Raw genomic sequence first — 7,750 nt, 5'->3', positions numbered from 1 at the left:
CGCGCCGGTTCAGCTGGAACCGTCCGACCATCGCCGCCAGCTCCTGCGACTGGCCCGCCAGCTCCTGAGCCGCGCTCGAGGACTCCTCCGCGTTCGCCGCCGCGGCCTGGACCACCTTGTCCATCTCCGCCACCGCGCGGTTCACCTGCTCGATCCCCTTCGCCTGCTCCTGGCTCGCCGCGGCGATCTCCGCCACGATGTCGGTCACCTTGCCGACCGACTCCACCATCTCGCCCAGGCTCCCGCTCACCTCGTTCGTCTTCGTCTCGCCCTCGCCCGCCAGAGTCACCGACTGCTTGATCAGCTCCTCCGTGCGAGCCGCCGCGTCCTTCGAACGAAGCGCCAGGTTCCGCACCTCCTCCGCCACCACCGCGAAGCCGCGACCCGCGTCGCCCGCGCGCGCCGCCTCCACCGCCGCGTTCAAAGCCAACAGGTTCGTCTGGAAGGCGATCTCGTTGATGTCCCGGATGATCTCCGCCGTACCCTCGGCCGACTGGCGAATCTTCCCCATCGAAACCAGCATCGACTCCATCGCCGAGGAACCCTGCTCCGCCATCTCCCGCGTCTGCTGCGCCAGACCCCGCGCCTGCTGCGTGTTGTCGGCGTTCTGCTTCGTCATGCTCGCCATCTCTTCCAGGCTCGACGAAGTCTCCTCCAACGAACTGGCCTGCTCCGAAGATCCCTCCGCCACCTGCTGGCTGCTCGACGCGATCTGCGTGCTCGCCGAGGACACCTGGTCCGAAGCCTCCGCCACCTGCGAAAGCGCGTCGTGCAACACCACCGCCGTCGCGTTCAACGACTCCTTGATCTGCGCGTAGTCCCCCCGATACTCCCCGCTCATCCGCGCCCGCAGGTCGTAGTCCGCCAGCTGCGAAAGCGTCTTCGCCGCCTCGTTGATCGGCGTCACCACCGCGTCCAGCGTCTGGTTCACGCCGTGCACGATCTTCCGCCAATCCCCCTGGTGACGCTCCTCGTCCGCACGGGTCTTCAACCGACCCTCCACCGCCGCCTCGGCGAGAAGGTTCACGTCCTCCGCCAGCGCCTGGATCGATCCCTTCATCGTCACCATCGCGTTGCCGAGCACGTCCTTCTCGGAAACCGCCTTCGCGTCGACCGCCAGGTTCCCCCGGGCGATCTGCTCCGCGACCTCCGCCTTCCCCTTCTGCGCCGTAATCATCTTGCGGAAAGCCTCGGCGAGAACGCCGATCTCGTCCCGAGAACGCGCCTCCACATGCTGATCGATGTCCCCCCGGGCGAGTTGCTCGGCCGCACCCGCCATTCGAACGAGAGGACGGGAGATGGCCCGCGCCAGGAGCACGCCGAGAGTCATGCAAGCGGCGAGCCCGACCAACATGGCGATGGCGAGCATCATCTTCGATCCGGACGCCGTCTTCTCCCCGATCAAGACTTCCTCGGCGGCGATCTCCTCGTTCAGATTGATGATGTCCAGCAGTATGTTTTCCGAAGCCAGGTAGGCGCTCCGGGAGTCCATGGCCGCCTGGAAGACCTGGTCGTCCACCTCGGTGACCGCGGGATCGTTCAGCGACTTGCCGGAAGCGACCAGCTGGTCTTTCCGCTTCGACAGCTCGACTACCTTCTCGTGTTTCTGCAGCCATCCCTCCCAAAGGGGAACGAACTGCTTCCACATCACGGACTCTTCCGCGGTCTGCGGCAGGGGCTCGTAGAGTGCGTATCCCTCCTGCGCCATGCCGCGGGCTTTTTCGATATAGGCGTACTGCGCCTGGCGCACCGTGGGATCCATCATCCGGGTGTTGAAGAGACCCCGCTCTCCGACCACGATCGAGAGTTGAGCGCGGTTCATGACCATCAAGCCCTCGATGGAGGGCAGGCGCACGGTGGCGATCTCGCCCATCGCGCCGGTTAGATTACCGATGGCGATCCATCCCACCACGCCCACCACGACCATGATCAGCGTGGCGACGGAGAAAGAGAGGATCAGTTTCGGTCCGATCTTCATGTTCTTGAGCATGTTTCCCCCCGCATAAGCGCGGTATAGTCCCGCCGGGACGGCGGACCGGTCCGCCGGAAAGAATCCTCCTACCGGTCCCCGATTCCCTGCTCTCAGTTGCTCTTCATGGACGGAACGACCGGCCGGACCGGGCCTCCGCCCCTTTCACCTAAGCCGAAGCGCCGGCATTGGCGACCAGGTCGGTCACCTCGTCCGTGCTCAGCACCTTGCCGATCTCGAGCAGGAAGATCACCCGCTTCTCCGCCTTGCCGACGCCGAGGATGAACTCGGTGTCCGTGGCGTTGCTCCCGAAGCTCGGCGGCGGGTCGATCTGTTCCGCCGGAATGTCCATGACCTCCATCACCTCGTCCACCAGGATGCCCATGGTCACGTCCTGGCCGCGGGAGGAGTACTGCACCACGATGATCACCGTCTGATCCGTGGCCTCCGCCTTCGGCATGCCGAACTTGAGGCGCAGATCCACCACCGGAATCACTTTGCCGCGCAGGTTGATCACGCCGCGGATGAAGTCCGCCGTGCGAGGCACCTCGGTGATGTCCATCAGGCCGATGATCTCGCGCACCTTGAGAATCTCGAGCCCGTACTCCTCGGCGGCCAGCTTGAAAGTCATGTACTTGCCGGCCAGCTGAGCGCCGACGTCGATCTCCACCGTACCCTGAGCGGAAGCGCTCTCCTGGATCGCAGCCGTCGCTTCGTCCATCCTCGTTCCTCCTTTTCCCCATCAAGGGAATTAAACCGCCGCCGCTTCCCGTTCCCGGTCGCCGGACGGCGCACGCATTGATTTCCTGTCCAGGAGCCCGCAGATCTCTTCCACGTTGACGATGAGACCCACCACTCCGTCCGATAGAATCGCGGCACCGGACACGTAGGGCGTGCGCCCCAATCCGTTACCCAGACTCTTGATCACCACCTGCTGCTGCGTAAGCACGTCGTCGATGAAAAGCCCCACCTTGCGCCCCACGCTCTCGACCACCACCACCAAGCCTTCGTTCAGGTCCTGTACGGCCCCGTCGAGATTGAAGAGACGATCCACGCGCAGAAGAGGCAGGATCTCTCCGCGCAGGTTGATCATCTCGTGCTTGCCGGTGATGGAGTTGAGCATGGACGGGGCCGGTTTGACCGACTCGACGATGGAAAGCGTGGGAATGATGTACCGTTCCTCGCCGCAGGCGACCAGCATGCCGTCGATGATCGCCAGCGTAAGGGGGAGCATGATCTTGAAAGTCGTGCCCTGCCCCGGAACGGATTGGGTCGTGACGCGCCCCCGCATGGATTCGATGTTTCTCCTCACCACGTCCATGCCGACGCCGCGGCCGGACACCTCGGTCACCTTCTCGGCGGTCGAGAAACCGGGCGCCCAGATCAAGTTCAGAATCTCGCTATCGGAGAGTTGGTCCGACTCGCTCACCAGGCCGTTCTTGATCGCCTTGGCCAGGATTCTCTCGCGGTCCAGGCCCTTGCCGTCGTCCCGGATCTCGATGACGATGTTGCCGCCCTCGTGATAGGCGGAGAGGGTGACCGTTCCGGTTTTCGACTTCCCCGCCGCGACCCGATCCTCGCTCCGCTCGATCCCGTGATCGACGGAGTTGCGGATCATGTGAACCAGGGGATCGTTGATCTGCTCCACCATGGAGCGATCCATCTCGGTCCCCTCGCCGTTAACGATCATCCGGACGTCCTTGCCGCTCTTGTGGGAGAGGTCGCGCACCATCCGCGCCATCTTCTGGAAGACGCCCCGCACCGGCACCATGCGCATCCGCATCCCCACGTCCTGCAGATCCCGGGTGATCTTGCCGAGTTGGCCCAGGTAGTTGCGGACGCGTGGCGCCGTGAGGTCCATGATCTCCGGGGCGTGCACCACCATGGATTCGACGATCACCAGCTCGCCGATCATCTCCACCAGGCTGTCCACGCGCTCCAGGTCGACCTTGACGGTCTCGCGGATTTTGGCGCCCGCGGGAGCCGACCCGCCGCCGCTACCGCAAGCCCGTTTTTGTGCGCGGAGCGCTCGAGAAACATCCTTCGCCTGCGCCTTGCCTTCGGCGACGAGTTCCTCGCCCAGCTTGCGCCCCGACTCTCTCTGCGCGGCGGCGGCCCGTTCCACGTCCTCGCTGCTCGGCCCCGCCCCCGAACCGCTGAGGATTTCGCCCAGCTTCTGGCCGCATGAGGCGGCGGGAAGCGCCTCCTCGACGACCTCCTTGCCGTCGATGAGGGCGCGGAGCTTCTCCAGCTGCGCGGCGAGGCCGGGCTCGCTCGAGAATCCGACGCCGAGTTCGATCGCCTCCTTCACACCGGTGAGCATCCTGCGCATCAGCGCCGTGGAATCGAACACCAGGTCGAGAACGGCACCCTCCAGGATCCTCTCTCCCTGGCGCACCTGATTCAGGAGCGTTTCCGTGGTGTGCGCCAGCTCGGCCATCTCGCCCAGTTCCAGGAAGCCGGCGACCCCCTTGATGGTGTGAAAGACGCGGAAGAGCCCGTTCACGGATTCCGGATCCGGGCCGTTCTGCTCCACCTCCATGAGAATTCCGTCCGCCGCGGTGAGGCCCTCCTCGCTCTCTTGGATAAACTCGGCAAGAAGCGAGATCGTCTCCTCGTCACGCTCGATCGGAACGGCCCCGGCGCTTTTCGGCGTATCCGCCTCCCCGGCGGACGGCGCCTCCTCCTCGGCGGCCCGAGAGGCCTCCTCGACCGCCGTTTCGTCGCCGTCGCCGGACTGCTCCTCAGGGCGCTCCTCGTCGTAGGGGTCGCCGGTCTCCGCCCGCGTCTCGCCGGCGGGCCGCAAAAGTTCCTCGGCGAATACGCTTCCGTTCGGCTCGGGGAGGCGCATCTCCGCGTAGGACTGCACCGCCTCGGCGACCCAATCCTTGACGCGGAAGAGCCGATCCGCCCTCTCTTGAACCGAGGCCGGCCCGTCGAGGAAATCCTCGACGGCGTGGGCGATTTTTTCGAGGTCGGTCAAGCCGAGCATCCCCGCCTCGCCCTTCATCGTGTGGATCAGGCGCCGGATCGCGGACTCGGCGTTCTTGTCGAATTTTTCGACCTGAAGAATGTGTCCCTCGATCTCCTCCAGAACGTGCCCCTGCATGGAGAGGAATTCCCGGAAGACCGCCTCGTCCACCCATTCCGGAAGGACGAAGCCGCCCTCCGGCGCCGGATCGTTCTCCGCGCCCGCCGGCTTCTCCTCTTCCTCCGCTTCCTCCGACTTTTCGCCGGCCGCGCTCTTCGCGCTTTTCCCCTCCGGCTTGTTCCGCAGCTTCTTCTGCAGGTCCTCCACAAACCCCATAAGGACTCCGAGGTCGGCGGCCGCGTCCTCGGAAGAGCCGTCCACGATTTTCCCGAGAAGCGTCTTGCCCCGTTCCATTCGTTCCCGAACCGTCTTGGCGGTCCTTTTCGGCAAAGACTGCGCCAACTCCTCCCAGAGCGCGGCGATCTTCTCGAATACCTCGCGGTCCTCCGTATCGACCAGGATCACCGAGGAGGCGATCTCCTCGATCAGGGATTCGGTGCTCCTCAAAGGTCTCTCGCTCATCTTCGGTTTCTCATCCCGGTTAGGCTCCGGACCGCGCGCACGGACTCGGACGTTTCCCGAAGCCGTTTTCTGCCACACCCGGGACCTCCCGCGGAGGGGAATCCCAAGGCCGTTCCCGGGATGCGGACGGTTTCGTCGAACGCCCTCACCCGGGGCTTGCTCCTCAACCGAGCTATCGGCCATTCCCGCGAGCTTCTGAAGAGAATTGGAGCAATCTTTTCCAGGAATCGCTCATACGGATCGGAAGCACCCGTTTCGCCCCATCCGGGCTTTCGGACGGCGGAGGAACGGAGCGACCGGGAGGGCGGAATTTCTCAAGATCCGGGTCGGTTCGGCCGATCCTTGGACAAGAAACGGAAAAACCTCGGGATTCGGAGGAGAAAACCATGAAGATTCTGGTCGTAGACGACAGCAAGGCGATGCGCATGATCGTCAAGCGGACCCTGCGCCAGGCGGGGTACGAGGATCATGAGGTGGATGAGGCCAACAACGGCAAGGAGGCCTTCGACGCCATTCAGGCCGCCGCCCCGGACCTGGTCCTCTCCGATTGGAACATGCCGGAGATGAGCGGCATCGAGCTCCTGGAGGAGCTTAAAAAGGCGGGAACGGACGTGAAATTCGGCTTCGTGACCTCCGAGGGAACGGAGGACATGAAGAAGACGGCCGCCGACGCGGGGGCGCTCTTCCTTATCGTTAAGCCGTTCACGGCGGACAACTTCCGCGATACCCTTTCACCGATTCTGGGGTGATCATGACGACGACGAAATCGACCATTCAGGAATGGCTGAACGCCGCCGTCGACGCGACGGAGGAACTCTCCACCACCGCGTTGGGATTCGAGGGGACGGAAGTCCTGGCTACCCAGGAATCTCTCCCCCATGACCTGGCGGGATCCTACATCGCCCTCGTCGGCGAGGAGACGTCCCTGCAAGTGGGGCTCGCCTCGAGCGACGCGGGAGTGATGATTCTGGCGAAGGCGCTCCTCGGGATGGACCCGGACGACGAGGAAGCGCTCTCCGAGTCGGACGTTTCGGACGCACTCGGCGAAATCGCCAACATAGTTGCCGGCGGCGTAAAGAACCGGATGGCGGATCGCGATCCCTCCATGAAGCTGGGCTTGCCCATGATCGTTCACGGGCACGTGCAGGCCACGGACAGGATGCAGACCGCCATCGCGGACGTCAGGATCGGCCCGGTGGAAGCTCAATTGCTCGTTCTTCGCGAGGGAAGCGCCTAGGAGGAAACATGTCGACCACCTGCACGCTGCCCAATGCCCAGGCAGTATCCAGAATCTTCACCGATCTTTTGGGCAAATCGGTGAACGCCGGTCCCGGGTCCCCCTTCGACCCGTCGTCCGGTCCCGGCGTGATCGGTCTCTATTCCTCAGGGGACGAAGTCGTCGCCGCCTTCGCGAGCGACGTGACCGTCGCCGCGGGCGCGGGCGCCGCGCTCTCCATGATCCCTCCCGGCGCGGCCCAGGACTGCGTCAAGAGCGGAGCGTTGACCGACAACGTCATGGAGAATTTTCAGGAGGTTCTGAATATCGCCTCCCAGCTGTTCGAGAGTCCCGGCCATCCGCGCATTCGGTTCCGTTCGGCACAGCAGACTAAAGACGGCCTGTCCGACGAAGCGACCGCGCTGCTGGGCGGAGCGGCGGGGCGGCTGGATCTGAAGATCGAGATCCCCGGTTACGGATCCGGCTCGATCTCGCTCCTGATTCGCTAGCGCCCCATTCGATCGCCCGAACAAAACGTGAAACGGTAACGCCCGACGGAACGGTCGGGCGTTTCCTTTCGGGGAAAACCCGGCGGTCCCGGATTCTCCTCTCGCGAACGACAAGAAAGGAAAAGGTCTCCGGCGCCGGAAGCCGCCGCGCCTCGACGGGAGGCTCTTCTTCTTTCCTTCGATCCCGAAACTCATAAAAAGAGGCGGCGGGCTTGGGGCCCGCCGCCTCGCTTGTTCGGTTTTCGCGGTCACCTAGAAGTCCGCGAAGTCCGGATCGCTATGAAGAGGGATCAGATCTTCGGGAGTAACCGCGATCCCGGCCGCCGCGCGTTCCTTCTCCGCATTCGCCGGCTTGCTCTCCGAAGCCTGCCGTTGCGGTGCCGGCTTCGCCCGGGCGACCTGCTTCGTCGCCGCCTCGCGCCGGTTCAGCTGGAACCGTCCGACCATCGCCGCCAGCTCCTGCGACTGGCCCGCCAGCTCCTGAGCCGCGCTCGAGGACTCCT

The 7,750-nt window shown here is 64.4% G+C and carries 7 protein-coding genes; 3 read left to right on the top strand and 4 right to left on the bottom strand.

The window, feature by feature from the left end; translation table 11 throughout:
* From JW958_01405 to JW958_01395, 3 genes are all read right to left on the bottom strand, one after another.
* Window positions 1–1,990: HAMP domain-containing protein (locus JW958_01405; GenBank protein ID MBN1824890.1), on the bottom strand; the 1,990-nt coding region annotated here is incomplete at its 3' end.
* A 148-nt stretch (window positions 1,991–2,138) separates the two neighbouring features.
* Complete coding sequence (locus JW958_01400) at window positions 2,139–2,690, bottom strand: purine-binding chemotaxis protein CheW (GenBank protein MBN1824889.1); 552 nt, start codon at window positions 2,688–2,690, stop codon at window positions 2,139–2,141.
* Between the two features lie 30 nt (window positions 2,691–2,720).
* Complete coding sequence (locus JW958_01395) at window positions 2,721–5,522, bottom strand: chemotaxis protein CheA (GenBank protein ID MBN1824888.1); 2,802 nt, start codon at window positions 5,520–5,522, stop codon at window positions 2,721–2,723.
* 386 nt (window positions 5,523–5,908) lie between these two features.
* Here JW958_01395 and JW958_01390 point away from each other — a divergent pair, with 386 nt between their 5' ends.
* Genes JW958_01390 through JW958_01380 form a run of 3 tightly spaced genes read left to right on the top strand, consistent with a single transcriptional unit; the run spans window position 5,909 to window position 7,247 of the window.
* Window positions 5,909–6,271, top strand: coding sequence for a response regulator (locus JW958_01390; GenBank protein ID MBN1824887.1), 363 nt, complete (start codon window positions 5,909–5,911; stop codon window positions 6,269–6,271).
* Window positions 6,272–6,273: 2 nt separating this feature from the next.
* A complete protein-coding gene (locus JW958_01385; protein ID MBN1824886.1) occupies window positions 6,274–6,759 on the top strand; it encodes a chemotaxis protein CheX in 486 nt (161 codons plus the stop codon).
* Between the two features lie 8 nt (window positions 6,760–6,767).
* The gene (locus JW958_01380) at window positions 6,768–7,247 is read left to right on the top strand and encodes a hypothetical protein (protein MBN1824885.1); all 480 of its coding nucleotides are present in this window, start codon (window positions 6,768–6,770) and stop codon (window positions 7,245–7,247) included.
* A 252-nt stretch (window positions 7,248–7,499) separates the two neighbouring features.
* On the opposite strand, the gene JW958_01375 is transcribed toward JW958_01380, so the two are convergent.
* Window positions 7,500–7,750: hypothetical protein (locus tag JW958_01375; protein ID MBN1824884.1), on the bottom strand; the 251-nt coding region annotated here is incomplete at its 5' end.

The sequence above is a fragment of the Candidatus Eisenbacteria bacterium genome, assembly GCA_016930695.1.
In the GTDB taxonomy this organism is placed as follows: domain Bacteria; phylum Orphanbacterota; class Orphanbacteria; order Orphanbacterales; family Orphanbacteraceae; genus JAFGGD01.
This window is presented reverse-complemented; position numbering and strand designations above follow the sequence as displayed.

What these genes read in the sequence shown, in the direction of transcription:
- JW958_01400 (MBN1824889.1), bottom strand. Translation starts at nt 2,690, where the DNA reads ATGGACGAAGCGACGGCTGCGATCCAGGAGAGCGCTTCCGCTCAGGGT.
- JW958_01380 (MBN1824885.1), top strand. Translation starts at nt 6,768, where the DNA reads ATGTCGACCACCTGCACGCTGCCCAATGCCCAGGCAGTATCCAGAATC.
- JW958_01390 (MBN1824887.1), top strand. Translation starts at nt 5,909, where the DNA reads ATGAAGATTCTGGTCGTAGACGACAGCAAGGCGATGCGCATGATCGTC.
- JW958_01385 (MBN1824886.1), top strand. Translation starts at nt 6,274, where the DNA reads ATGACGACGACGAAATCGACCATTCAGGAATGGCTGAACGCCGCCGTC.
- JW958_01395 (MBN1824888.1), bottom strand. Translation starts at nt 5,522, where the DNA reads ATGAGCGAGAGACCTTTGAGGAGCACCGAATCCCTGATCGAGGAGATC.